A 24,575-nucleotide genomic window follows, 5' to 3' on the forward strand; every position below is an offset into this window, starting at 1 on the left:
TGCCTGCTCTTGCTGAGCGACGCCCGCGCGTCACACGTGCCGTCCTGACGGTCGTGGTCTCTTTACTTCATTTTGTACGGTATTGATTATGGATTTCCCGGCGCTGTTGAAGATTCTGGCCAGTCAGGACGGATCGGACCTGTACCTCTCCACCGGAGCGCCACCGTGCGCCAAGTTCAACGGTGTGCTCAAGCCACTGGGCAGCGAAACCTTCAAGCCGGGGGAGGTCGCAGTCATTGCCCAGGGGCTGATGGACGAAGAACAGAAGCTCGAGTTTCAACGCGAACTGGAGATGAACCTCGCCGTTTCGATGGCGGGCATCGGCCGGTTCCGGATCAATATCTTTATGCAGCGCAACGAAGTGTCCATCGTCGCGCGGAATATCAAGCTGGACATCCCGCGTTTCGAAGACCTGTTCCTGCCGCCCGTGCTGCTCGACGTGATCATGGAAAAGCGCGGTCTGGTGCTGTTTGTCGGGGCCACCGGTTCGGGCAAGTCGACCTCATTGGCGGCGCTGATCGACTACCGTAACCGCAACGCCAGCGGCCATATCATCACCATCGAAGACCCGGTCGAGTTCATCCATCGCCACAAGAAATCGATCGTCAACCAGCGCGAAGTCGGGGTCGATACCCGCAGCTTCCATGCGGCACTGAAAAACACGCTGCGCCAGGCGCCGGATGTGATTCTGATCGGCGAGATTCGTGATCGCGAGACCATGGAGCACGCGCTGGCGTTTGCCGACACCGGCCACCTGGCGATCTCGACCCTGCACGCCAACAACGCCAATCAGGCGCTGGACCGGATCATCAATTTCTTCCCGGAAGAGCGTCGCGCGCAGTTACTGCATGACCTGGGCAACAACCTCAAGGCATTCGTCTCCCAGCGGCTGGTCAGAACCCCGGATGGCAAGCGCCGCGCGGCGGTGGAAGTGATGATGGGCACACCGACCATTCGCGACCTGATCCAGCGCAATGAACTGACCGAACTCAAGGGCATCATGGAGAAGTCCGGCAGCCTCGGTATGCAGACGTTCGACTCTGCGCTATTCAATCTGGCCGTCGAAGGGGCGATCAGCGAAGAAGAAGCCCTCAAGAACGCCGACTCGCAGAACAACGTGCGCCTGCGCCTCAAACTGCACAGTGAAGGCGGCGCCGGGAGCCTCACCACACCGCCGCCGGCCCCGACCGGCAGCAGCACGGCAAGCACCGCAGAGTGGGGGCTGGTCGATGATGACGCGCCGGGTCCGCAGGCGTAAATCGGTGACGCTACGCCCCCCCGGGCAGAAGCTTCGTTGTGGGCCAGATCATTCCGGATGCGCGGCCGCCAGCAATTCCTGCGTGTAGGGATGTTGCGGTGCCTCGAAGACATCATGGCTCGCGCCACGCTCGACGACTTTGCCATCCTTGACCACGATCACGTCGTGGGCGAGGGCTTTGACCACTGCCAGGTCATGGCTGATGAACAGATACGTCAGGCCATGCTTTTCCTGGAGTTCGCGCAACAGCGCCACGACCTGTTTCTGCACGGTACGGTCCAGCGCCGATGTCGGCTCATCGAGCAGAATCAGTGCGGGTTTCAGCACCAGCGCCCGGGCAATGGCGATGCGCTGACGCTGGCCACCGGAAAATTCATGGGGGTAGCGATGCCGACTCTGCGGGTCGATGCCGACTTCTTCCAGCGCCCGAATGACCTCTGCATCGCATTTCGCCGGGTTGTACTGGCTGTGCACCTCCAGCCCCTCACTGATGATCTGCGCCACCGACATGCGCGGGCTGAGGCTGCCGTAAGGGTCCTGAAAGACCACTTGCATCTCTTTACGCCACGGGCGCATCTGTTTCTGACTCAGGCCGTCCAGCGCCTGCCCGCGAAAGCGGATACTGCCGCGTGACTCCAGCAGACGCAGGATCGCCTGACCCAGGGTCGACTTGCCGGAACCCGACTCACCGACGATACCCAGGGTCTTGCCGCGCTCGATGCTCAGGCTGATGTCATCCACCGCCTTGAGGTATTCCCTGTGCCGCCGCAGGATGCCGCCGGTCAGGGAAAACCAGACCTTCAGGTTGTCGACTTGCAGCACCGTTTCCCGGGTGTCGCGTGGCAGCGGCTCGCCGGCAGGTTCGGCGTCCAGCAGCAGGCGGCTGTAGGGATGCTGAGGTGATTTGAACAGCGACTTGCAATCGGACTGCTCGACGATTTCGCCGGCGCGCATTACGCAGACGCGCTGAGCGACGCTGTGCACCAGATTCAAGTCATGGCTGATCAACAGCAGCGACATGTTCAGGCGCTGCTGCAGCTCCTTGAGCAGCAGGAGGATTTTGCGTTGTACCGTGACGTCCAGCGCAGTGGTGGGTTCGTCGGCAATCAGCAGCTCCGGTTCGCAGGCCAGTGCCATGGCAATCATCACCCGCTGACGCTGGCCTCCGGAGAGTTCGTGCGGATAGGCTTTCAGGCGTTTTTCCGGCTGCTGAATACCGACCAGCTCCAGCAGCTCGACAATGCGTTTCTGCGCTTCACGCCCACTGACGCCGCGATGCAGCAACAATGTCTCGCCGATTTGCTTGGCTACGCTGTGCAGCGGGTTCAGCGAGGTCATTGGTTCCTGGAAAATCATCGCAATCCGGTTGCCACGCAGCTCGCGAAGGGTGCGGTCGTCGGCCCCCACCAGCTGTTGACCCCGGTAGGTGATGCTGCCCGTGGTCAGGGTGCCGCTGCGGGGCAGCAATTGCAGGATCGAATGCGCGGTAACCGACTTGCCGGAACCGGACTCGCCGACCAGTGCCAGGCACTCGCCGCGGCGCACATCCAGGCTCAGGTTGCTGACCACTTTTTGCCCGTTGAAGGCGACGCTCAGGTCGCGGATTTCGATCAGGTTTTCCGACATGTCAGGACCTCGGGTCGAAGGCATCACGCAGCGCCTCGCCTATGAATACCAGCAGCGTCAGGATCAACGCGAGGGCAAAGAACGCCGTCAGTCCCAGCCAGGGCGCTTGCAGGTTCTGCTTGCCCTGGGCGATCAGTTCGCCCAGCGACGCGCTGCCGGCAGGCATGCCGAAGCCCAGAAAATCCAGTGCGGTGAGGGTCGAGATGGCGCCGGTAAGGATAAACGGCAGATAGCTCAACGTCGCAGTCATTGCGTTGGGCAGGATGTGGCGCATGATCACTTTTCGGTCGCCCAGACCGAGCGCGCGGGCGGCCTTGACGTATTCGAGGTTGCGGCCGCGCAGAAACTCGGCGCGTACCACATCGACCAGGGTCAGCCAGGAAAACAGCGCCATGATGCCCAGCAGCCACCAGAAATCGGGTTCGACGAAGCCTGACAGGATGATCAGCAGGTACAGCACCGGCAGGCCTGACCAGACCTCCAGCAGTCGCTGACCGAACAGGTCGACCCAGCCGCCGTAATAGCCCTGCAACGCCCCGGCGCTGATGCCGATCAATGCGCTGATAAAGGTCAGCGCCAGCGCAAACAGAATCGACACCCGGGCGCCGAAGATCACCCGCGCCATGACGTCGCGCGCCTGGTCATCGGTGCCGAGCCAGTTTTCTGCAGAGGGCGGGCTGGGGGCAGGGGTGGTCAGGTCATAGTTGGGCGTGTCGTCACTGAACGGAATCGGCGGGAACAGCATCCAGCCGTCACCTTTGCTGATCAGCGTACGCACGTAGTCGCTGCGGTAATCGGGCTGGAAGGGCAGCTCGCCGCCGAATTGCTGCTCGGTATAACGCTTGAACACCGGGAAATACAGCGAGTGCTGATAGCTGACCAGCAGCGGCTTGTCATTGGCGATCAGTTCGCCACCCAGGGTCAGGGCAAACAGTCCGCAGAACAGCCACAGCGACCACCAGCCGCGGCGATTGCTGCGAAAGCGTTCCAGGCGACGACGGGCAAGCGGCGAAAGGCTGCGCATCATGCATTCCTCGCGCTGAAGTCGATTCTGGGGTCGACCAGCGTGTAGCAGATATCGCCGATCAGTTTTATCAGCAGGCCGAATACGGTGAAGATGAACAACGAGCCGAACACCACCGGATAGTCCCGCGACACAGCGGCTTCATAGCTCATGCGGCCCAGGCCATCCAGCGAGAAGATCACCTCGATCAGCAGCGACCCGGCAAAGAACACGCTGATGAACGCCTGCGGAATGCCTGACACCACCAGCAACATGGCATTGCGAAACACATGGCCATACAGCACCCGCCGCTCGCTCATGCCCTTGGCGCGGGCCGTGGTCACGTACTGGCGGGTGATTTCGTTGAGAAAGGAATGTTTGGTCAGCAGGGTCAGCGTGGCGAAGCCACCAATCACCAGCGCCAAGACCGGCAGCGCGAGGTGCCAGAAATAGTCAGCGATCTTGCCGATCGTGGTCAGTTGCTCGAAGTTGTCCGAGACCAGTCCGCGCACCGGAAACCAGTTCAGCGACGTGCCGCCACAGAACACCACCACCAGCAGCATGGCGAACAGGAAGGCTGGCATGGCGTAACCGATGATGATGGCGGTGCTGCTCCAGATATCGAACTGGCTGCCGTGTTTGACCGCTTTGCGAATCCCCAGCGGGATAGACACCAGGTAGGTCAGCAACGTCGCCCAGAGCCCCAGCGATATCGACACCGGCATTTTCTGCAGAATCAGGTCGGTCACCGTTGCGCCGCGAAAGAAGCTGCTGCCGAAATCCAGTCGGGCGTAGTTCTTCAGCATCAGCCAGAGACGTTCGTGCAGCGGTTTGTCGAAACCGTATTGACGTTCGATCTGCTTGATCAGCGCCGGGTCCAGCCCGCGGGACGCTTTGGAATGACCGGCCCCGGCGGACTCGCTGGCGCCTGCGCCCACGGTGGCGCCGCCGATCCCTTGCAGCCGAGCGATGGCCTGCTCCACAGGCCCACCCGGCGCGGCCTGCACGATGAAAAAGTTGACCAGCAGAATGCACAGCAGGGTAGGGATGATCAGCAGCAGGCGCCGCAGAATATAGCCAAGCATTCACTGCATCTCCGAAACAATGGCTGAAGCGCCGCGTTTTTCAGCGAATTGCTCGTTGGTCAGCGGTGTCGGGCTGATTTCCCACCATGTTTCGATGGCTTCGTTATTGCTGGCCTGAATTTTCGGGATGCCGAAACGGTTCCACCAGACGGTTGAAGAGCCGGGCGGATAATAGTTGGGAATCCAGTAGTAGTTCCACTGCAGTACCCGGTCCAGGCAATGGGCGTAGTCGGTCATGGTCTGCTTGCTGTCGGCCTTGAGCAGGCCGGCAATCAGCGTGTCGACAGCGGGGTCTTGCAGCGCCATGTAATTGCTTGAACCAGGGTCCATCGCCACCTTGGAGCCGAAACTGCTGTACAGCTCGGCACCGGGCGATGTCGAGACCGGGTAGCCGGTGACGATCATGTCGTAATCGCGGGCCATGACGCGGTTGAGGTATTGCGCGGCATCGATGCGGCGAATGTCGAAATGGATACCGATCTGCGCCAGGGTGCGTTTGTAGGGCAGCAGCATCCGCTCGAAACCTGTTTGTGCATTGAGAAAGGTGAAGCTGAAGGGTTCTCCCTGGGCATTCACCAGCTCATCGCCCTTCGGCGTCCAGCCTGCTTCCTTCATCAAGGCCAGCGCTTGCAGCTGCTTGTCGCGGATTAAGCCTGTGCCATCGGTTTTGGGCGTCTCGAACACGCTGTCGAACACCTGGTCAGGGACTTTGCCGCGCAATGGTTCGAGGATTTTAAGCTCAGCCGGCGTGGGCAGTTCGCTGGCGGCCAGCTCCGAGTTGGAGAAGAAGCTGTTCTGGCGAATGTACATGTTGCGCATCATCTGCCGATTGGTCCATTCAAAGTCCCAGAGCAGCGACAGCGCCTGGCGCACGCGGCGGTCCTGGAACATGAGGCGGCTCAGGTTAAAGACGAAACCCTGCGAGCTTTGCACCGCGCCTCTGGCCAACTGGGCTTTCTGCAGGCGTCCGTCGCTGAGGGCCGGGCCGTCATAGCGGATTGAATAGCCGGTGGCCGAAAACTCGCGGTTGTAATCGTAGGCGCCGCCTTTGAGTACCGTACGTGCAACATCGGTGTCGCCGAAGTATTCGATGCTGAACCTGTTGAAGTTATACAGGCCTTTGCTGACCGGCAGGTCCTTGCCCCACCAGTCCGGATCGCGCTCGAAGGTAACGGTGCGGCCAGGGTCCACATGGCTGATCCGGTAGGGCCCGCTGCCTGGCGGAATTTCAAAACCGGCACCGCTGGCGAAGTCACGGGTTTTCCACCAGTGTTCGGGGAATATCGGCAGCGAAGCCAGGTCGAGGGGCAGGGTGCGGTTATCGCTCTGCTTGAAGTCGAAGCGGACCTGCGAAGGCGATTCGACCTCCACGCCCTTGACCGCTTCAAACTGGGTGCGGTATTGCAGGTTGCCCTGCGTCATCAGCAGCTCGTAGGTGTACTTCACGTCACTGGCAGTAATCGGCGTACCGTCTGCGAAACGTGCCTTCGGGTTCAGATAAAAGCGCAGGGAGAGGCCATCCGCGCCACGCTCCATTTTCTCGGCGACAAGCCCGTAGACGGTGTAGGGCTCATCCATCGAGCGCGTGGCCAGTGGGGAATAGAGCATGCCGTTGATCTGCGAAACGCCCATGCCCTTGTCGGTGAAGGGCATCAGGTGATCGAACTGGCCGATCTCGATGGCCGAGCGGCGCATGCTGCCGCCTTTGGGCGCGTCCGGGTTCACGTAATCGAAGTGCTTGAAGTCAGCGGGATAGCGCGCAGCTTCGCCGTAAACGGTCAGGGCGTGTTGCGGGGCTGCGTACAGCGATTGGGCAGCGCCAACGAAGGTCAGCGTCAAGGCGAGCAATGATGAAAAAACAAAACGCATGACTCGAATCCTGACTGACGTTCGCAAGCGAACGTCAGGGTTAAAGGCGACTGGCTGTGCAGCGGTGACAAAAAACATGGCAGAGCTCATGGCTCTGCATCGCGCTATCTTCTACAGACAAATGGCCGCTTCGCCAAGCCACGGCGCGCATGCCGGGTCACTGTATTGTTGAAAACGGCCACATACAAAAACGGCCCATCCGAAGATGAGCCGTCTGGCACCCGGCGCGGCAGGATCAGTCCTGACGGCTGGTCACTTCCAGCAGGTGATAGCCGAATTGGGTTTTTACCGGACCCTGAACGGTGTTCACCGGAGCGCTGAATACGACAGTGTCGAATTCCTTGACCATCTGGCCTGGACCGAACGAACCCAGGTCACCGCCTTGACGGCTCGACGGGCAGCTGGAATTGGCTTTGGCGATTTCTGCGAAATCAGCGCCGCCTTCGATCTGCGCCTTGAGTTCGTTGCATTTTTCTTCGCTCGAAACAAGGATGTGGCGGGCAGTGGCTTTAGCCATGGGGAATAATCTCCTGTGAAAAAAAAGAAACAGCCTACCGGATTCAGTGCGGTATTTCCCGACAAAGTTCCTTCGCTCTGTTTATCTGTAACGCAGACGGTCAACCGCGCGACGCAGCAGGCGTTCGGTGCCTTCCCAGCCAAGGCAGCCATCGGTGACCGAAACGCCGTACTGCAGCGTCCCGCCCAATGCCTGGCAGCCATCGAACAGGTGGCTCTCGATCATCATGCCGATCAGCGAGGTGTTGCCTGACAAGCGCTGTTCCAGCACATCCTCGAACACACCTGGCTGACGCAAGGGGTCCTTGCCGCTGTTGGCGTGGCTGCAATCGACCATGATTCGCGACGCGACATTATTCTTGCTCAGGCTCGCCTGCACCTTGGCCACACTCTGGCGATCGTAATTGGGCCCGCCGTGGCCGCCGCGTAGCACGATGTGCGTATCCGGATTGCCTTGCGTCTCGATAATCGCCGGGTGGCCATGACCGTCCATGCCAAAGTGGCGATGTGGATGCGCAGCCGAGCGCATCGCATCGCTGGCCACCGTTACGCCGCCGTCAGTACCGTTCTTGAACCCGACGGCCATGGGCAGGCCGCTGGCCATTTCCCGATGGATCTGCGATTCGGTGGTGCGAGCGCCAATCGCGACCCAACTGAGCAGGTCGTCGAAGTAGCCCGCCGCCATGGGTTGCAGTATCTCGGTGGCGATCGGCAGGCCCAGGCCCAGCATCTTCAGCATCAATTGCCGCGACAGCGTCAGGCCCTCGGCCATGTCGTCACTGCCGTCAAGGCGCGGATCGTAAGCCAGACCTTTCCAGCCCACCGTCGTGCGCGGTTTTTCGACGTAGGCGCGCATCACCAGCAGCATCTGATCACTGACTTGCGCAGCAAGACCGGCCAGTCGCTCAGCGTATTCAAGGGCGGATTGAGGGTCGTGGATCGAGCAGGGGCCGACGATGACCAGCAGTCGCGAGTCTTGACCTTCAAGGATGGCACGTACGGCGCGGCGATGGCCGGCAACCTGTTCGGTGAGCGCTGCGTCGAGGGGCAGACGCATCTTCAATTCCAGAGTACCTGGCAGGCGTTTCGAGGCGGGGCTGTTGTCCGCCAGTTTGACGGCATAGCTGGACAGATCGGACGGGGTTACGGCAACGGGCGAATTCATGTTCTGGCTTCCTGGGCTGGCGGGACGCTCCCGCGCAGACCCTACTGGGGTGTTCGACAAAGGGCTTCTAGAACCGGGGGTATGTGCTTGCCACCTGGCAGTGACCGAACGGAGGCGGCAGGCTGTCCCGAACGGAGGTGGCTAAATCGCCAGGCAAAATCGATGTCGTTACGGTAATAAGTGGCGTAGTTCATGTCGTGATCCTCGATGCGATGCAGGTTGATTGTTTACGGCTGTTCTGGAACAGACCGTTGAAATACGTGGCCCTGAAAAAAAACCCCCGGTCGGGAAGCCGACCGGGGGTTAGAGAATTCTCTGGTTGGCGTCCCCTTAACGTGGGCGCCGGATGGGTATCAGGCGCGCCAGTGGCTAAACCAATACCCATAATAAGAATTAACGGATGCGCTCACCGAAGCCATCTGCACAGCCACGGCGCGTGCACGGCAAGTAATGCCGGTAGCAACGTCGAGTAGCGGTGAAGCGGACTGCAGCATGGTGGGTCTCCGTAGATTGAGCGCAAGCTTACTTCAGGAAAGCAGGCGTCTTCAATTGGAAAATTCAATCAGCGGGATTATCGATTTTCGCGAACGCAGGCAAGTGGAATCCCGGTAGCGACAGCGAACCGCTCAACGGTTGATGGCATGCGGTATCCGGGCGGGCTATTTTACCCGCAACCCTGTATACCTGAGTGCAGACAACGGCTTTGGCGTTTTGTCCGGGATGCGTTGTCGCCAGGTAGTTTTCACCAGGTAATAATCGGCTATTCTTCACGTGCTTCTTCATGCAGGGCTTCCGAGTTCGGGATCGTCCCGATTTTCATGCCCAGCAGTACAGCTACCTTATGCGCTTCACCACGCCTTCCTTTCTTGCGTCCTGCCAGTACCTGGTAAGTGGTCGCCGGATCAATGCAATTTTCACGAGCGAACTCCTGAACAGATTTGCCCTGTTGGTCCAGCCAGGCCTTGGCTTGTGCGGCGCTACGTATTCCGGGCATAGTTCAAAACCGTTCAAATCTATTCACTTCCGCAGGATTCTAACATTCGTTAGGATGGCTTCGACAGGATCATAGGCTCAAATGAGTGGAATCGGTTGCCGGCTGAGAAAGGAAAGAGAGCGCCTGAGGATGTCTCAGCGTACATTTGGCGAAATAGGAGGGGTCGAGGCCAACGCACAGGGAAAGTACGAAAATGGCGATCGCGCGCCCAAGGCCGATTACCTGGCTGCGGTTGCGGCCAAAGGTGTTGACGTGCTCTATGTGTTAACGGGGACGCGAACGCCGGTGCCGATCGACAATCTCAGTCTTATCGAAGAAAAGATCCTGGGCAATTACCGGGTGCTGGGCAAGGAAGATCAGGACGCTATCAGACGCCTAACCACCACAATTGCCGAGCTTTCGGCGCCATCACCGGGCACTGCAAAGCTTCCTTCAGGTAACTGATACAAGACCGGGACGCGCGCGGCTCCGCCGTCCTGTCGAGATTTTTGCAGCCCTCCCGGATGCGCCTGCCATCATATTGATGTGAGACGGTGTTCGCAGTGCTAGGTCTGCCTCGTTGTTTTTGTTATGGTGATTGGCATTCGTTATGACCGTTGCGCGAGGTGTCTGCTTGATTAAGGTGCTAGTTGTCGATGACCATGATCTTGTCCGGACAGGCATCACACGCATGCTGGCCGACATTGATGGTCTGCAGGTTGTCGGACAGGCCGATTCCGGCGAGGAATCCCTGAAAAAAGCGCGCGAGCTCAAGCCCGACGTCGTGCTGATGGACGTCAAGATGCCGGGTATCGGAGGTCTGGAAGCGACGCGCAAGATGCTGCGCAGCCACCCGGATATCAAGGTCGTCGCTGTCACCGTCTGTGAAGAAGATCCTTTCCCGACCCGTTTGCTGCAGGCCGGCGCTGCCGGTTACATGACCAAGGGCGCCGGGCTCGCTGAAATGGTCCAGGCCATTCGCCTGGTGTTTGCCGGTCAGCGTTACATCAGCCCGCAGATTGCCCAGCAACTGGCATTGAAGTCATTTCAGCCGCAGGTCAACAATTCGCCGTTCGATCTGCTGTCCGAGCGCGAGATCCAGATTGCCCTGATGATTGTTGGCTGTCAGAAAGTCCAGACCATCTCGGACAAACTGTGCCTGTCACCGAAAACCGTTAATACCTACCGATACCGTATCTTTGAAAAGCTCTCGATCAGCAGTGATGTTGAACTGGCTTTGCTCGCTGTACGTCACGGCATGGTTGATGCCAGCGCCTGAACATGACCCAGACATTTGATCCAAGTGCATTTCTCGCGACCTGTAGCGGTCGCCCCGGCGTCTACCGTATGTTCGACGCCGAAGCCACACTGCTTTACGTCGGCAAGGCCAAGAACCTCAAGAAGCGTCTTGCCAGCTACTTCCGCAAGACCGGACACGCGCCCAAGACCGGAGCGCTGGTGTCGCGCATCGCCCAGATCGAAACCACCATCACGGGCAACGAAACCGAAGCGTTGTTGCTGGAGCAGACCCTCATCAAGGAGTGGCGGCCCCCGTACAACATTCTCCTGCGTGACGATAAGTCCTATCCCTATGTGTTTCTGTCCGACAACGCCTTTCCGCGGCTGAGCATTCATCGTGGCACCAAGAAGGCCAAGGGTCGTTATTTCGGGCCTTACCCGAGTGCCGGCGCGATTCGCGAGAGCCTCAGTCTGCTGCAGAAGACTTTCCAGGTGCGGCAGTGCGAGGACAGCTACTTCAAGAACCGCACGCGTCCTTGCCTGCAATATCAGATCAAACGCTGCAAAGGGCCGTGTGTCGGGCTGGTCGAGCCTGAGGTGTATGCCGAAGACGTGCGTCACTCGGTAATGTTCCTCGAAGGGCGCAGCAATGCCCTGAGCGACGAGCTGAACGCGTCGATGGAAAAAGCCGCGATGGCGCTCGATTTCGAACGCGCAGCCGAGTTGCGTGATCAGGTGGCCTTGTTGCGCCGCGTCCAGGATCAGCAAAGCATGGATGGCGGCACCGGCGATGTCGATGTGGTCGCCGCGTTCGTCAACCCTGGCGGTGCCTGCGTGCACCTGATCAGCGTGCGGGGCGGGCGGGTGCTGGGCAGCAAGAACTTCTTCCCGCAGGTGGGCATAGAAGAGGAGGTCGGCGAAGTGATGTCGGCATTCCTGGCTCAGTATTTTCTCGGCGGCATCGACCGTGAGCTGCCCGGTGAAGTCATCGTCAATGTCATCAACGACGATTTCCCTGCGTTCGTCGACGCCGTCGAAGAGCTGCGCGGGGTCGAGATGGTCATCAGTCATCGCGTGCGCGGCACGCGGGCGCGCTGGCAGCAAATGGCGGTCACCAATGCCGAGCAAGCACTGACCGCGCGGCTGGCCAACCGTCAGCACGTTGCGTCGCGGTTCGAAGCGCTGGCCAAGGTGCTGGGTCTCGAAGACCCGCCAATGCGCCTGGAATGCTACGACATCAGCCACTCCAGCGGTGAGGCGACCGTAGCGTCGTGCGTGGTGTTCGGCCCCGAAGGCCCGATCAAGTCCGATTACCGGCGTTTCAATATTGAAGGCGTGACGGCGGGCGACGACTATGCCGCCATGCACCAGGCGTTGACCCGGCGTTACAGCCGCATCAAGGCCGGGGAGGGCAAGTTGCCTGACGTGCTGCTGGTGGACGGCGGCAAGGGGCAGATGTCCATGGCGCGCGACGTGCTCAATGAATTACAGGTTCCTGAGCTCATCCTGCTCGGTGTTGCCAAGGGCACCACGCGCAAGGCCGGTTTCGAAACCCTGTACCTGAACGACTCAGCACATGAATTCACGCTGCCCGGCGACTCTCCGGCCCTGCACCTTATCCAGCAGATTCGCGACGAGGCACACCGTTTCGCAATCACCGGCCACCGTGCCCGCCGCGGCAAGACCCGGCGCACATCGACCCTTGAGGGCGTGGCGGGTGTCGGGCCGACCCGGCGTCGTGACCTGCTCAAGCATTTCGGCGGATTGCAGGAATTGTCCCGTGCCAGCATCGATGAGATAGCAAAAGCACCCGGAATCAGCAAAAAGCTGGCAGAGTCGATTTATGCAAACCTGCACAGCGAGTAGAATGCTCGTTCACCTCGTAGCCAGTTGTGCCGATGAATATCCCTAATCTGATCACCGTACTACGCGTTTTACTGATTCCGATCTTCATTTTGTTGTTCTACATGCCTTATCACTGGAGCTACATGGCGGCCAGTGCAGTCTTTGCGTTCGCTGCGGCGACCGACTGGCTCGACGGGTATCTGGCCCGCCGTCTTGAACAAAGCACGCCCTTTGGCGCCTTTCTCGATCCGGTAGCCGACAAGCTGATGGTGGCCGTGGCATTGGTGCTGCTGGTTCAGGCGCATGCCAATCTATGGCTGACGCTGCCCGCAGCGGTGATCATCGGCCGTGAAATCGTAATCTCTGCACTCCGCGAATGGATGGCGGAAATCGGCGCGCGTGCGCAGGTTGCCGTTTCCAACATGGGTAAATGGAAGACGGCGGCGCAGATGCTCGCGCTGGTCATTCTGCTCGGCAACCCGCCGGCCATCACCCTGTGGGTCATTCTCGGCTATGCGTTGCTGCTTATCGCTGCGGGGCTGACACTCTGGTCCATGGTGCAATACCTGAGGGCCGCATGGCCGCACCTCAGGACCACTGCAGAAAAAAAATAAGTTTTTGAATCAAAGGCTTGACGCCGCTATCTGAACCGCTAGAATAGCGCCCGTCATCAAGACAATGCGGGAATAGCTCAGTTGGTAGAGCACGACCTTGCCAAGGTCGGGGTCGCGAGTTCGAGTCTCGTTTCCCGCTCCAAACATTGATTCACTGAACCCTCCGGGCTTGATGAATCAGCAAAAAAGACGCCTAGCAGACTGTGTGAAAACCTAGCAATCTTTGCAGCGGTCAAAGAAAATGCTCCGTATCGAAAGGTACGGAGCATTTTTCGTTATGGCCTACATCCAAGGAGAGTCTCGCAGCCAGACCAGTCTATTCCCGGTCTCGCTGGAAGAGTTGATCCCTGAGGATCACCTCGTTCGGGTCATAGACCTATACGTCGCCAAGCTGGATTTGGTGCAACTGGGTTTTGATAAAGCGCTTCCCAAGAACACCGGTCGCCCGTCCTATGACCCCGCCGATCAGCTCAAGCTGTACCTCTACGGCTATTTCCAGCGGATTCGCTCATCGCGGCGTCTTGAAGCCGAGTGTCAGCGCAATATCGAAGTGATGTGGCTGATTAACCGACTCAAACCCGATTTCAAGACCATCGCCGACTTTCGTAAAAACAACAAACTTGCCTTTGTGGCGACGTGTCGCGCCTTCGTTCGATTCTGCCGCATGGCGGGTCTGATCGCAGGCGACTTGGTGGCCATCGATGGCAGTAAGTTTCAGGCTGTCGCTTCCTCGCGGCGTCATATGAACCTCAAACAACTCAAGCGTCAGGAAGAAAAGCTGGACAAGCGCATAGCTCAGTATCTGGCGGAGCTGGATGAGGCCGACAAGGCCGAGGCTGGAGAGGTGATTGATCGCGGCGCGATCAAAACAGCACTGGCGCAGCTTGAAGTTCGGCAGCACGACAATCAGAGCTGCCAAGCGTTGATGAGCTCGATGGGCCTGGAGCAGTTCAACACCCATGAAAGCGATGCCCGAATGATGCGTACGCCCAAAGGGCCACGGGTGGCCTACAACGTACAAACCGCCGTGGACGCCGCACATTGCCTGATTCTGCACCATGAAGTGACTCAGGACGGCGATGACCGAAAACAGCTGGAGCCAATGGCCAAAGCCGCCAAAGAACATCTGGAACAAGATGCCTTGAGCGTGACGGCCGATGCCGGCTATTCAAACGGCCAGCAGTTTCAGGCCTGCGAGGAGGCTGGGATAACGGTCTATGTGCCGCCCAATCGCACGGTCAACCCAGGCGGTGAGGAACTCTTTGAGCGCAAAGACTTTACCTACGAAGCCGAACACGATCGTTATCAGTGCCCGGCGGGCAAATGGTTGACGCTCAAGCAGCGCAACAGGGGCGATCGGATCTATCAGGCACATGTCAGCGACTGCGCCGCCTGCCCACTCAAATCCCGATGCACTGGCGCTCAACGCCGCTATGTCTCACGCCATGCCCATGAGGCAGCCTTTGAGCGAATGGAGCAGCGAATGCTCGCGCATCCGCAAATGATGGCCAGTCGAAGATCCATCGTTGAGCATCCTTTCGGCAATCTCAAGCAATGGCTGTTGGGGAATGGTCGCTTCCTGCTGCGCCAGTTGGAGGGAGCAAAAGCGGAAATGGCCTTGGCGGTGAATGCTTACAACCTCAAGCGAGCGATTAGCGTACTCGGAGCCCGCCAATTGATGGCGCTAATGGGCTGAAAAGTTTTTTTCGACTGTTGCCCACACAAAAACAAACGCCCCGAACAAGTCGGGGCGTTTGTTGGGCTTGCCTTCAGTGCGTTTTCACACAGTCTGCTAGGCGTCTTTTTTCGTTTCTGCGGTATGCATTCCCGGTTTACTTCTCTGTAATGGACGTCCGCTTGGCCGAAGCAGGTTTTGCGCCCGGGACCGCACAGCTGTTGCTACTGCAACGGCGGCTGCCGTCAGGGTGGGGCAGCCAGGCAAGGTAAGGGCGCGAGCGGCAGAAAAGCCGGTAGCCCAGGTTAAACACTGGCCTCATGAATCGCCACGACAGCGGCGCGACCCACGCACCCAGGCCGGCCGCTCGCCAACTCCAGAGTGTCGCGTCCAGACCCTTGACCCACGTGCCATCGCTGAATCTGGCGTGCAGTAACGACTCCATATCCTCAAGTGTGAATCCCAGTGAAGTGGCGTCAAAGGCGTCATCACGGATATCCACGAACAAAAGCCGCTCAGGCTTTGCATGGGCGCGCAGGGTTCTGACTTCTCGAGCGCAGAGCGGGCAGTCATCATCAAAGTAAAGCGTCAGCGGCCATTCAACTTTCTTGTACATCGCTAGTAGTCTTGTATAGGTTTTTTACACCTTATGCTCAAAAGGCCGTGCTGACAATGGGCGGTGGCGTTCATCCGGGCCTTGGGTTTCGAGTACTACCGATCCAAGGGGGGTTTAGCTCCCACTTACCTGACACGCTGCCTGTCTTTCCAGGTCAATGATCTCGAAGCCATCAAAAGTATACCGATGTGTACATTTTAGATTGACGAGCGCTCTGCAAACGTCTAAAAGTATACACCTTGGTACAGTTTTGGCGTTGCCGGTTTCGCTACGAGCGACGGCAAAGCCCAAACGGAATTAGTCATCTTTCAGTGTCAACAGATAGCGAACGATTGAATGCCGTGCAATGCGGTATCGCCGTTTGTGGATAGCCCGCAACAGGTAACTGAGAGATTTTCACTACAAACAATGCTGTTCAAGCGCGTTGCCTGCAGGCGTGCCTGATGGACGGTGAGCGTTTGAATATCAATAACCTGATCACGCTGGAGAATTGCCCATGCACTACGTTAAACAGATGAAGGTGTCCGTGCTTCTGTTGTTGGGATTTCTGGCCGCGGGGTGTGCCAGCCACGAACCGTCCCCTTACTCGGGCATAGAGTCCTCGCTCGAAATGCGGCCTAACGAGCAGGACAGTACCGGGCGTATACCGTTTAAATACACCACCGCAGTCAACTGGAATAAATACGATCAAATCATGCTTGAGCCCGTGGTGATTTACACGGGAGTGGATGCCCAGTTTTCCGGGCTGGAGCGCAAGGACCGCATAACCCTGGCCAACGACATGACGGTCAAGTTCTCCGAGGCCTTGGGGCGACACTTCCGATTCACCGCCACGCCGGGGCGCGGTACGTTGAGGATTCGCCTCACGCTGACCGGGGCCGAGACCACTGTCGCCGGGCTGTCGACGTTCTCCAGATTCGATATCGGCATGGGCTCTTATAACCTGGTTCAGGCGGCCCGAGATCGTAAGGGGACTTTTACCGGCTCCGTGAGTTATGCCGTCGAGATCTACGACGCGTCCACTTCGCAACTGCTGGCGTCCTATGTCACCCGGCAGTATCCGAAGGTCTATGACATCGGCTCAACCTTCGGAAGTCTGTCGGCGGCGCAGGCCGGCATTTCGAGAGGGGCGGACGAGCTGGTCGAGCTTCTGCTCTCGAAGTAGGCAATGTGGCGTGAAGCCCGGCTTGATAACCGGGCTTTTCGATCTGGAAAATTTCTCATGCAGAAAATGTTATTTTTAAATAATTAGATTTAATTTAGATCAGAAATAATAATATTAGCTTATGACCAAATAGAATTATATTTTCGAAATTGATTCCGTTATGTTTGGTTTCAACAGCCTACCCCTTACCTCGGATGGTACCAATCGTGATCAAGATTCTGTGTGTCATGCCGCCAGCCTGCGCAGTGTGACAGGGGCGCTGAAACGCTGACCTCGGTGCAGAATCGTTGGAAGGGAGTTCAACGTATGTTGCCTGTTCAATCCTGCCGTTGCCTTTACTTCTCTCGCCCTGTCATTGACAGGCGCATCGCCTTGCCACTGCTCCGCACCGACTACTCGCCTCACAGCTAGTTCGTTCAGACCGCTAAGTGCCAAGCCCGGCCGCAGGCTTTCCTGCATGTCGTTGATCACTTTTAAAACCGTGCATGCCGCGCCGTCCTCAAGACAGCGGGAAGTGTCCGATTTCGCGATTTGGATGTGTGGCTGCGATGACAGCCATGTCTGGAGTGGGTATGAAACAAGCCTTACAACGTGCCCGGGTATCGACTGCTGCAATGGGCTACTGCCCATTGGCCTTGGCGATAGGGGGCATGTTGCTGTCAGGGACCATAAGAGCCCAGGAAAACAACACCGACGACCCGCGTACCTTGTCCACTGTGGTGGTCACCGGTAATCGCGGTGCCGAGCAACGCACGGTCACCAGCAGCCCGGTGCCGATCGATGTGGTCAGCGCCAGACAGTTACAGAGCACCGGCAAGCCCGGACTGATGGAAGCCCTGAGCGCTGTGATTCCATCGCTGACCCTGCCGGAAAAAACCGGCTGGGACGCCAGCGGCATTGCCCGTGCGCCCAACTTGCGGGGTCTGAGCGCCGCCGAAGTGCTGGTGCTGGTCAATGGCAAACGCCGTCACACCAGCGCCACCCTGAACATCAACGGCATCAATACCGGGGCTGCCCCTGCGGACCTGGACCTGATCCCCATCAGCGCCATCGACCATGTTGAAGTCCTGCGCGATGGCGCAGCGGCCCAATACGGTTCCGATGCGATTGCAGGGGTCATCAACGTCATCCTCAAGGCTGACACCAGTGGTACCTCGGTGACCAATGCCGGGCTCGGCTATGACGGCAAGAAGCAGACTGTGCAGCAAAGCCTCAACAAGGGGTTCGAGATCGGCGACGGGGGCATTGTGCAACTGGCGCTGGACGCCCGCAGCCAGAATGATGACAACAAGGCCAGCGCCAATGGTTACAGTTACGAGCAGGCCTATGACCTGGCGGGCAAGTCCACGTATGGCGGCTACGGCACGCCAAAGACTAATCTGCTGACCCTGGGGTACAACGCCGAACTGCCCATCGATGGCAGTCTGAGCCTGTACTCCTTCACCACGTATTCACGTCGTAAAGCCGAGCAGGGGCAAAATTTTCGTCTGCCGACCATCACCAATACCATTACCACCGGGCCTAACGGATACCCGGCGGGATACACGCCGACCTGGTACATCGATGAAGACGATTTCCAGGCAGCATTGGGCGGCAAGGGCACCGTTGGCGAGTGGGAATGGGACCTGTCCAGCACCTACGGACGCGACGAAGCCGAGCAGGGCACTACGCACAATCAGAACCCGTCCCTGGGTGAAGCCACACCCAACCGCTTTACTTCCGGCACGTGGATATCCACCGAACTGACCACCAATCTGGACTTCAAGCGCGGCTTCGACATCGGTCTGCAAAAGCCTCTGGATGTGTCCTATGGCCTCGAGCATCGGCGTGAGACGTACGAGGTGCAGGCCGGTGACTATGAATCCTATGCCAATGGCGGCTACTGCATTGCGCCGGGCAACTGCGCGTCTTCCGGAGCGCAAGTCACCAACGGTATTTCCCCTGACGAAGAAAACAGCGCCTCGCGTAACAGTGTCGCCAGTTATGTCGACGTGGGCTTCAACCCTGTACCGGACTGGTACGTTGGCAGCGCATTTCGCTACGAGCATTACAATCAGGGCGTGGGCGCGACCCGCAGCGGCAAGCTGACCACGCGTTACGATTTCACTCCCCAATTCGCCGTACGTGCCACTGTCAGCAATGGCTTCCGTGCACCGTCTCTGGCAAATAGCCTGTTCAGTGCGCGCTCGACCACGTATGGCGTGGTGGACGGGGTCTATCAGTCCATCAACTACGGCGTGTTGCCGACCGGGTCGGGGGCCGCGAAGGCGCTGGGCGCGGAGGACCTCAAACCGGAGCGCTCGACCAACTTCAGCCTGGGTTTCACGCTCACACCGACCGAGCGCCTCACGCTGACCGCCGACGCCTACGTGATCAATTTGCGTGAGCGCATCACGCTGACCGGCACCTTGCTGGGCGATGAGGTCACGCAGGTGCTGCTCAACAATGGCATCGACTCGACGTCGGGTGGCCAGTACTTCATCAACGGTGCCGACACCCGTACCAAGGGGTTGGACCTGGTCAGCAATTACAGTCAGGACCTGGGGCCGTACGGGGCATTGAAGTGGACGGCGGCGTTCAACTGGAACCAGACGAAGATCCTCAGCCACAAGGAATCCACCTCGATTCTCGGTACGTCCTATGAACTGATGGACCGCGAAGCGCGCAATCTGATCACCGGTGTGCAGCCGCGCACCAAGCTGATTCTGGGCGGTGACTGGAGTATCGAGCGCTTCAACCTGAATCTGGCGCTGACCCGCTACGGCGCTTACAAGGAGGTCAATTCCTCAGCCAATCGTGATCTGGACCGGGTGTACGGCACCAAATGGATCACCGATCTGGACCTTGGCTACAACCTCAGCAAAAACCTCAACGTCGCCGTCGGGGCCAAGAACCTGTTCGACGTCTATCCCAAAAAGGAGGGGATTCCCAGCAGCACCATGGTCAGCAGCTACGGCACCTATTCGCCCTACGGTTTTACTGGCGGCTATTACTACACCCGGCTGACTTACGCCTTTTAAGGCCAGCACCTGACAACTCAATATTGCGTGCGAGGAACCACCATGCCCATTGTCGCCAAACCCTATGACTTCATTGATGAGCCCAGTCATTATCCGCTTCCTCAGAGCCGCGTAGCACCGCCGCCGATAAAGGCGTTTCAGGTCGTTCCCGCCCGGCATCCCGGTCGCTGGATCGGGTCGATATTCGCGGCGCTTGTGCTGCTGGCCATTGTGCACTCGCTGGCGACCAACCCGCGCTGGGAGTGGGGCGTCTTCGGCCAGTGGTTCTTCTCGCCATCGGTGCTGCGCGGCCTTGCGCAGACGCTTCTGTTGACGTTGCTCAGCACGCTGTTCAGCATCATTCTCGGCACGGCGCTGGCGTTGGCGCGCCTGTCCGGCTCGCCGCTGCTGGCGGCACTGGCCTGGGGCTACATCTGGTTTTTCCGCTCGATGCCTGCGCTGTTGGTGTTGATCATCCTCTACAACTTCGCCTACCTGTACGACCACATCGTACTCGGGGTGCCGTTCACCCAACTGGTCTTCGCCGAGTGGTCGACGGTGGACGTGCTCAGTCAGTTCACCGTTGCGGTACTGGGCTTGAGCCTGATGCAGTCGGCCTATACCGCAGAAATCATTCGTGGCGGGCTGATCGGTGTCGATGCCGGTCAGCATGAAGCTGCTGCGGCACTTGGCCTGCCTGCGTCGCGGCGGATTTTCCGGATCATTCTGCCCCAGGCGTTGCGCTCGATTCTGCCTTCGGGTTTTAACGAGATCATCGGTCTGGTCAAGGGAACATCCATTGTTTACGTGCTGGCCTTGCCGGAGCTGTTCTACACCGTGCAGGTCATCTACAACCGCACCCAGGCAGTGATTCCGTTGCTGATCGTGGCCACCGTCTGGTACCTGATCATCACTACGGTGCTGACCAGTGCCCAGTATTACGTCGAACGCCACTTTGCCCGTGGCTCGGCACGTGTACTGCCGCCGACACCCTTGCAGCGCCTGCGCGGCTGGCTCCATGCCAGCGCTTCCGGGGAGAAGCACCATGAGTGAGGCCTCCACGCCAGTGCGCGCAGGGCGCATTCAGATTCAGGGCGTGGGCAAGCGCTTTGGCAGCCAGCAGGTGCTCAAGGACATCGACCTGAGCATCGAGCCGGGCAAGGTCACGGTGATACTCGGTCCTTCCGGTTCCGGCAAGTCCACGCTGCTGCGCACTATCAACCACCTGGAAAAGATCGACAGCGGGTACATCACCATCGACGGTGATTACGTTGGCTATCGTCGCAAGGGCGACCTGCTCTATGAACTCAAGGAGCGCGAGATTCTCAAGCGGCGGATCGAGGTCGGCTTCGTGTTCCAGAATTTCAACCTGTTCGCGCACCTCACTGCCTGGGAAAACATCGCCGAGGCGCCTTTGGCCCACAAACGCTGGAGCAAGTCCGAGGCCCGGGCCAGGGCAAGTGAACTGCTCGCCAGGGTTGGTCTGGCAGACAAGACAGATGCGTACCCGCGCCAGCTTTCCGGTGGTCAGCAACAGCGTGTCGCCATCGCCCGCGCGCTTGCGCTGGACCCCAAGGTCCTGTTGTTCGATGAGCCCACCTCAGCCCTTGACCCCGAGCTGGTCGGCGAGGTGCTGGACGTCATCAAGGGCCTGACGCAGTTGGGCGTCACGCTGGTGGTGGTCACTCATGAAATCGGCTTCGCCCGTGAGGTGGCAGACCATGTCGTGTTTCTCTGCGAGGGCCGACTGATCGAGCAGGGGCCGCCGGAACAGGTGTTCCATCAACCTCGACATCCTCGCACGGCTGCCTTTCTCGGCAAGGTGCTATGACTTTCCCGCTATCAAGGAGTGACCACTGATGTTCATCAATAGCGCCCGTGTGGCCTTGCTGACGCTAGCTGTCAGCGTCGCCCACAATACGTTGGCGTCGACCGCGCAACCGGTCGATCTGAGTCCCGACCGGCCACGCATTCATGTGCCGCGTAACGAGGCGGCCATCGCACAGATCCCGGCGGGCTTCAAGTTCGCCCAGCCTGGCAAGTTCACCGTGGCCGTCTCCGGTGTTGCGGGGCCACCGTTGGCGCTGCTGGCCAACGACGACAAAACCACTATCGGCAGCGAGGCCGATACCGCGCAACTGGTAGCGGATAGCCTGGGCTTGCAATTGAACGTGGTGCAGACCAGTTGGGAGGACTGGCCGCTGGGCGTCAGTTCGGGAAAATACGACGCGGTGATCAGCAATGTCACAGTCACTGAAGCACGCAAGAAACGCTTCGATTTCGCCACTTACCGTCAGGACGTCCTGGGCTTCTACGTGAAAGCCAACAGCAAAATCAGCGAGATAAAACAGGCGTCGGACATTGCCGGGCTGAAAATTATCGTCGGCTCCGGCACCAATCAGGAAAAGGTTCTGCTGGCGTGGAACGAAGCGAATGAAAAGGCCGGTATCAAGCCTGCGCTGTTGCAGTACTTCGATGATCAGGCGGCCGCACAACTTGCCATTCAGTCGGGTCGCAGTGATGCGCTGTTCGGGCCCAATTCGATATATGCCTATTCGGCCGCGATTACTGGCGGCATCAAGCGGGTAGGCACGGTCAATGGCGGCTGGCCGCTGCAGGCGGATATCGCCGTGACCACGCGCAAGGACAACGGCCTGGTCAGGCCTATTCACACCGCCCTGGAAGGAGCGATTGCCGGCGGCCAGTACGAGCAGGTGCTCAAACGCTGGGGGCTGGATGTGGAGCGCGTCGACAAGTCGTTGATCAACCCGCCCGGCTTGCCGGACTGACGCGTTGAAGGGAGCAAACGATATGGGACTGACACGACGTGAAGCGCTTTCCAGTATCGCTGCCGTGGGCGGCGAGACCGCCGTCAAGGATGCGCTTGCGGTACTGGGGCTGGGGCCTTCATCGCATCGACGGCCACAGCCTCTGAAACTCGGCGACGGTCTGGGGCAGGGCACTCGCGTGCTGGTGCTGGGGGCAGGCATTGCCGGGCTGGTCACGGCACTGGAACTGAAGCGCGCAGGTTTTGCCGTGCAAGTGCTGGAAGCCCGTGATCGAGTGGGTGGCCGTAACTGGACGCTGCGCAACGGCGATCGGGTGGAGTACAAGGACGGCCGCTCACAGACCGCAAACTTCGATTCAGGGGTGTATTTCAATGCCGGTCCGGCGCGCATTCCCAGCCAGCATCGGACGTTGCTCGACTACTGCAGTGAACTGGGTGTGCCGCTTGAAGTACTGGTCAACAGCAGCCATGGAGCACAGGTACGCCCGGACCTGCAACGCCCCGCGTTCACTGTCGGCCAGGCGATCAATGATGCCCGTGGCCATCTTTCCGGTTTGCTGGCCAAGGCGGTGCAGCGCGACGCGCTGGACGATGTGTTGAGCGGCGAAGAGCGTCAGCGGCTGTTGGCGTTCTTGCAGGTGTATGGCGACCTTTCGCAGGAGCTGGCGTACGAGGGCAGCCTGCGCTCCGGCCATCGGACGTCACTTTCTCATCCGGGAGCCTTGCCGACCAGTGCGCAACCGGTGGCGCTGGATCGCTTGCTGCACCCCGAATTGTGGGGCGCACTGCTGCACACCGAGTTTCCCGAGTTTTCCGCGACCATGTTTCAACCGGTCGGTGGCATGGACCGGATCACCGACGCCTTTTACCAGCGCCTCACCGACCAGGTGCAACTGGGCGCGCAGGTACGGCAGATTCGTCAACTGGAAGACGGCGTGGCAGTTACCTATCACGACAGATACAGCGGTCGCGAGCATGTGGTGCGCGCCGACTATCTGGTGTCAACCCTGCCACTGCCCTTGCTGGCCAGACTGGACACCGATTTCAGTGAGCCGGTCAAGGCGGCCTTGCTCAGCACTCGCAACGATCAGGCGACCAAGGTGGCCTGGCAATCTCCGCGTTTTTGGGAAACCGACTACCGCATCTACGGCGGGTTGTCCTGGATCGACCATCCGGCGCGGCTGTTGTGGTATCCCAGTAACGATTTGAACACCCGTGGAGGCCTGCTGGTGGCGGGTTATGTAACCGGGGAGGGGGCCGCTGCGTTCGGTGCGCAACCGTTCGACACACAATACGCTGCTTCCAGAGAAGCGGTAGAGCTGCTGCATCCAGGGTATTCGCGGCAGTTGCGCAACCCGCTGGCCGTGTCCTGGGAGCAGATCCCTTACAGCGAAGGCCCTTGGTTGCAACGCGAACATTTTCCGGCCGCTGCCAGTGCGTTGCTGGACGAGCCCCATGGTCGTGTGTACTTCGCCGGTGACGGACTGGTGCAAAGCGGAGTCGGCATCTGGCAGGAGTCGGCGGCCAACTCGGCGCGACATGTGGTGGCGCAACTGGCCGAGCGAGTGACGCAATTGCGGCAGATTTCGACCCTTGCCGCGTCATGACGTGCAACTGCACGACCCCGTCGTTTTACGTAACCCTTATTCCTGAATTTCCATTGAAGGAGAGACACCATGAGCGACAGCATTCAACGCACCAGCGTCGGCGATTTTCCGATCTCGCAAACCGTGACAGTGCCAGCCTCGACCAGCCTGGTATTCGTCAGCGGCACCTTGCCTGACCTTGCCGACCCGCAGGCTCCGGCGGGTACGCCGGCAGCCTATGGCAACACCGAAGTACAGACCGTTTCGGTATTCAACAAACTGCGCAGAATCCTTCAGCAACAGGACCTCGATCTGGGCGATATCGTACAGTTGCGGGTATTTCTGGTCGGTGCCGAGGAAACCGCCGGCAAGCTGGATTTTGCCGGGCTGCAGGCCGGTTACACGCAATTTTTCGGCACGCCGGAACAACCTCTCAAACCCGCGCGCACGGCGTTGCAGGTGGTGGCGCTGCCATTGCCTGGCGCGTTGATCGAGGTCGAAGCGATAGCGGCCAGACCGGCTTGATCGCGCGCTGTCAGCTTGCGTGTCGGGC

Annotated in this window: 21 protein-coding genes and 1 tRNA gene; 14 read left to right on the forward strand and 8 right to left on the reverse strand. The window is 59.2% G+C overall.

Features of this window, described 5'->3' with window-relative positions:
• Positions 1 to 88 precede the first annotated feature (88 nt).
• On the forward strand, positions 89 to 1,258 hold the full coding sequence (locus QRN50_RS08650; RefSeq protein ID WP_003400837.1) for a PilT/PilU family type 4a pilus ATPase: 1,170 nt from the start codon (positions 89 to 91) through the stop codon (positions 1,256 to 1,258).
• Positions 1,259 to 1,306: 48 nt separating this feature from the next.
• On the opposite strand, the gene QRN50_RS08655 is transcribed toward QRN50_RS08650, so the two are convergent.
• From QRN50_RS08655 to QRN50_RS08685, 7 genes are all read right to left on the reverse strand, one after another.
• Positions 1,307 to 2,884, reverse strand: a complete 1,578-nt coding sequence (locus QRN50_RS08655; protein WP_003400838.1) for an ABC transporter ATP-binding protein — start codon at positions 2,882 to 2,884, stop codon at positions 1,307 to 1,309.
• Between the two features lies 1 nt (position 2,885).
• Positions 2,886 to 3,908, reverse strand: a complete 1,023-nt coding sequence (locus QRN50_RS08660) for an ABC transporter permease (RefSeq protein ID WP_003400841.1) — start codon at positions 3,906 to 3,908, stop codon at positions 2,886 to 2,888.
• Positions 3,908 to 4,972, reverse strand: a complete 1,065-nt coding sequence (locus QRN50_RS08665) for a microcin C ABC transporter permease YejB (protein ID WP_003400842.1) — start codon at positions 4,970 to 4,972, stop codon at positions 3,908 to 3,910. Before QRN50_RS08665 ends, QRN50_RS08660 begins: the two co-directional genes overlap by 1 nt.
• The gene (locus QRN50_RS08670) at positions 4,973 to 6,841 is read right to left on the reverse strand and encodes an extracellular solute-binding protein (RefSeq protein ID WP_096126498.1); all 1,869 of its coding nucleotides are present in this window, start codon (positions 6,839 to 6,841) and stop codon (positions 4,973 to 4,975) included.
• A 235-nt stretch (positions 6,842 to 7,076) separates the two neighbouring features.
• A complete protein-coding gene (locus QRN50_RS08675) occupies positions 7,077 to 7,358 on the reverse strand; it encodes a peptidylprolyl isomerase (RefSeq protein ID WP_002553340.1) in 282 nt (93 codons plus the stop codon).
• Between the two features lie 81 nt (positions 7,359 to 7,439).
• Positions 7,440 to 8,522 (reverse strand): 3-deoxy-7-phosphoheptulonate synthase, encoded by a 1,083-nt coding sequence (locus QRN50_RS08680; protein WP_096126497.1) that lies wholly within the window; start codon positions 8,520 to 8,522, stop codon positions 7,440 to 7,442.
• A gap of 760 nt (positions 8,523 to 9,282) precedes the next feature.
• Positions 9,283 to 9,516, reverse strand: a complete 234-nt coding sequence (locus QRN50_RS08685; protein ID WP_003400846.1) for a DNA-binding protein — start codon at positions 9,514 to 9,516, stop codon at positions 9,283 to 9,285.
• 129 nt (positions 9,517 to 9,645) lie between these two features.
• Here QRN50_RS08685 and QRN50_RS08690 point away from each other — a divergent pair, with 129 nt between their 5' ends.
• The 6 genes from QRN50_RS08690 to QRN50_RS08715 all read left to right on the forward strand — a co-directional run bounded on the left by QRN50_RS08690 (position 9,646) and on the right by QRN50_RS08715 (position 14,889).
• Positions 9,646 to 9,960: a helix-turn-helix domain-containing protein gene (locus tag QRN50_RS08690; RefSeq protein WP_003400847.1), complete on the forward strand. Its 315-nt coding sequence runs from the start codon at positions 9,646 to 9,648 to the stop codon at positions 9,958 to 9,960.
• Positions 9,961 to 10,129: 169 nt separating this feature from the next.
• Complete coding sequence (gene gacA, locus QRN50_RS08695) at positions 10,130 to 10,774, forward strand: response regulator transcription factor GacA (protein ID WP_002553344.1); 645 nt, start codon at positions 10,130 to 10,132, stop codon at positions 10,772 to 10,774.
• 2 nt (positions 10,775 to 10,776) lie between these two features.
• Entirely contained in the window at positions 10,777 to 12,600 is a 1,824-nt protein-coding gene (gene uvrC, locus QRN50_RS08700) for an excinuclease ABC subunit UvrC (protein WP_003400849.1), read from the forward strand.
• Between the two features lie 32 nt (positions 12,601 to 12,632).
• A complete protein-coding gene (gene pgsA / locus QRN50_RS08705) occupies positions 12,633 to 13,193 on the forward strand; it encodes a CDP-diacylglycerol--glycerol-3-phosphate 3-phosphatidyltransferase (protein ID WP_003400851.1) in 561 nt (186 codons plus the stop codon).
• A gap of 66 nt (positions 13,194 to 13,259) precedes the next feature.
• Positions 13,260 to 13,335 (forward strand) — tRNA-Gly (locus QRN50_RS08710).
• Between the two features lie 135 nt (positions 13,336 to 13,470).
• Complete coding sequence (locus QRN50_RS08715; protein WP_024642505.1) at positions 13,471 to 14,889, forward strand: IS1182-like element ISPsy27 family transposase; 1,419 nt, start codon at positions 13,471 to 13,473, stop codon at positions 14,887 to 14,889.
• A 136-nt stretch (positions 14,890 to 15,025) separates the two neighbouring features.
• Here the strand turns inward: QRN50_RS08715 and QRN50_RS08720 are convergent, their stop codons facing one another.
• Positions 15,026 to 15,484: a thiol-disulfide oxidoreductase DCC family protein gene (locus QRN50_RS08720; protein WP_096126496.1), complete on the reverse strand. Its 459-nt coding sequence runs from the start codon at positions 15,482 to 15,484 to the stop codon at positions 15,026 to 15,028.
• A 496-nt stretch (positions 15,485 to 15,980) separates the two neighbouring features.
• Here QRN50_RS08720 and QRN50_RS08725 point away from each other — a divergent pair, with 496 nt between their 5' ends.
• The 7 genes from QRN50_RS08725 (at position 15,981) to QRN50_RS08755 (ending at position 24,547) form a co-directional block, all read left to right on the forward strand.
• Positions 15,981 to 16,649 (forward strand): DUF3313 domain-containing protein, encoded by a 669-nt coding sequence (locus tag QRN50_RS08725; RefSeq protein WP_003410849.1) that lies wholly within the window; start codon positions 15,981 to 15,983, stop codon positions 16,647 to 16,649.
• A gap of 572 nt (positions 16,650 to 17,221) precedes the next feature.
• Positions 17,222 to 19,669, forward strand: coding sequence for a TonB-dependent receptor plug domain-containing protein (locus QRN50_RS08730; protein ID WP_096126495.1), 2,448 nt, complete (start codon positions 17,222 to 17,224; stop codon positions 19,667 to 19,669).
• 42 nt (positions 19,670 to 19,711) lie between these two features.
• Complete coding sequence (locus tag QRN50_RS08735) at positions 19,712 to 20,701, forward strand: amino acid ABC transporter permease (protein WP_058398269.1); 990 nt, start codon at positions 19,712 to 19,714, stop codon at positions 20,699 to 20,701.
• Positions 20,694 to 21,479, forward strand: coding sequence for an amino acid ABC transporter ATP-binding protein (locus QRN50_RS08740; RefSeq protein WP_011268065.1), 786 nt, complete (start codon positions 20,694 to 20,696; stop codon positions 21,477 to 21,479). The genes QRN50_RS08735 and QRN50_RS08740 overlap by 8 nt, the downstream gene beginning before the upstream one ends.
• Positions 21,480 to 21,507: 28 nt before the next feature.
• Entirely contained in the window at positions 21,508 to 22,437 is a 930-nt protein-coding gene (locus tag QRN50_RS08745) for an ABC transporter substrate-binding protein (protein WP_024651091.1), read from the forward strand.
• Between the two features lie 22 nt (positions 22,438 to 22,459).
• Complete coding sequence (locus QRN50_RS08750; RefSeq protein WP_096126494.1) at positions 22,460 to 24,043, forward strand: flavin monoamine oxidase family protein; 1,584 nt, start codon at positions 22,460 to 22,462, stop codon at positions 24,041 to 24,043.
• A 69-nt stretch (positions 24,044 to 24,112) separates the two neighbouring features.
• A complete protein-coding gene (locus QRN50_RS08755; RefSeq protein WP_003400871.1) occupies positions 24,113 to 24,547 on the forward strand; it encodes a RidA family protein in 435 nt (144 codons plus the stop codon).
• Positions 24,548 to 24,575 lie beyond the last annotated feature (28 nt).

This window comes from Pseudomonas sp. MEJ108, from assembly GCF_030208985.1.
Taxonomy (GTDB): domain Bacteria; phylum Pseudomonadota; class Gammaproteobacteria; order Pseudomonadales; family Pseudomonadaceae; genus Aquipseudomonas; species Aquipseudomonas fragariae.

What these genes read in the sequence shown, in the direction of transcription:
- QRN50_RS08725 (WP_003410849.1), top strand. Translation starts at nt 15,981, where the DNA reads ATGCACTACGTTAAACAGATGAAGGTGTCCGTGCTTCTGTTGTTGGGA.
- QRN50_RS08745 (WP_024651091.1), top strand. Translation starts at nt 21,508, where the DNA reads ATGTTCATCAATAGCGCCCGTGTGGCCTTGCTGACGCTAGCTGTCAGC.
- QRN50_RS08715 (WP_024642505.1), top strand. Translation starts at nt 13,471, where the DNA reads ATGGCCTACATCCAAGGAGAGTCTCGCAGCCAGACCAGTCTATTCCCG.
- QRN50_RS08750 (WP_096126494.1), top strand. Translation starts at nt 22,460, where the DNA reads ATGGGACTGACACGACGTGAAGCGCTTTCCAGTATCGCTGCCGTGGGC.
- QRN50_RS08730 (WP_096126495.1), top strand. Translation starts at nt 17,222, where the DNA reads ATGAAACAAGCCTTACAACGTGCCCGGGTATCGACTGCTGCAATGGGC.
- QRN50_RS08720 (WP_096126496.1), bottom strand. Translation starts at nt 15,484, where the DNA reads ATGTACAAGAAAGTTGAATGGCCGCTGACGCTTTACTTTGATGATGAC.
- QRN50_RS08740 (WP_011268065.1), top strand. Translation starts at nt 20,694, where the DNA reads ATGAGTGAGGCCTCCACGCCAGTGCGCGCAGGGCGCATTCAGATTCAG.
- QRN50_RS08660 (WP_003400841.1), bottom strand. Translation starts at nt 3,908, where the DNA reads ATGCGCAGCCTTTCGCCGCTTGCCCGTCGTCGCCTGGAACGCTTTCGC.
- QRN50_RS08685 (WP_003400846.1), bottom strand. Translation starts at nt 9,516, where the DNA reads ATGCCCGGAATACGTAGCGCCGCACAAGCCAAGGCCTGGCTGGACCAA.
- QRN50_RS08675 (WP_002553340.1), bottom strand. Translation starts at nt 7,358, where the DNA reads ATGGCTAAAGCCACTGCCCGCCACATCCTTGTTTCGAGCGAAGAAAAA.
- QRN50_RS08670 (WP_096126498.1), bottom strand. Translation starts at nt 6,841, where the DNA reads ATGCGTTTTGTTTTTTCATCATTGCTCGCCTTGACGCTGACCTTCGTT.
- QRN50_RS08735 (WP_058398269.1), top strand. Translation starts at nt 19,712, where the DNA reads ATGCCCATTGTCGCCAAACCCTATGACTTCATTGATGAGCCCAGTCAT.
- QRN50_RS08655 (WP_003400838.1), bottom strand. Translation starts at nt 2,884, where the DNA reads ATGTCGGAAAACCTGATCGAAATCCGCGACCTGAGCGTCGCCTTCAAC.
- QRN50_RS08755 (WP_003400871.1), top strand. Translation starts at nt 24,113, where the DNA reads ATGAGCGACAGCATTCAACGCACCAGCGTCGGCGATTTTCCGATCTCG.
- QRN50_RS08680 (WP_096126497.1), bottom strand. Translation starts at nt 8,522, where the DNA reads ATGAATTCGCCCGTTGCCGTAACCCCGTCCGATCTGTCCAGCTATGCC.
- QRN50_RS08650 (WP_003400837.1), top strand. Translation starts at nt 89, where the DNA reads ATGGATTTCCCGGCGCTGTTGAAGATTCTGGCCAGTCAGGACGGATCG.
- QRN50_RS08665 (WP_003400842.1), bottom strand. Translation starts at nt 4,972, where the DNA reads ATGCTTGGCTATATTCTGCGGCGCCTGCTGCTGATCATCCCTACCCTG.
- uvrC (WP_003400849.1), top strand. Translation starts at nt 10,777, where the DNA reads ATGACCCAGACATTTGATCCAAGTGCATTTCTCGCGACCTGTAGCGGT.
- pgsA (WP_003400851.1), top strand. Translation starts at nt 12,633, where the DNA reads ATGAATATCCCTAATCTGATCACCGTACTACGCGTTTTACTGATTCCG.
- QRN50_RS08690 (WP_003400847.1), top strand. Translation starts at nt 9,646, where the DNA reads ATGTCTCAGCGTACATTTGGCGAAATAGGAGGGGTCGAGGCCAACGCA.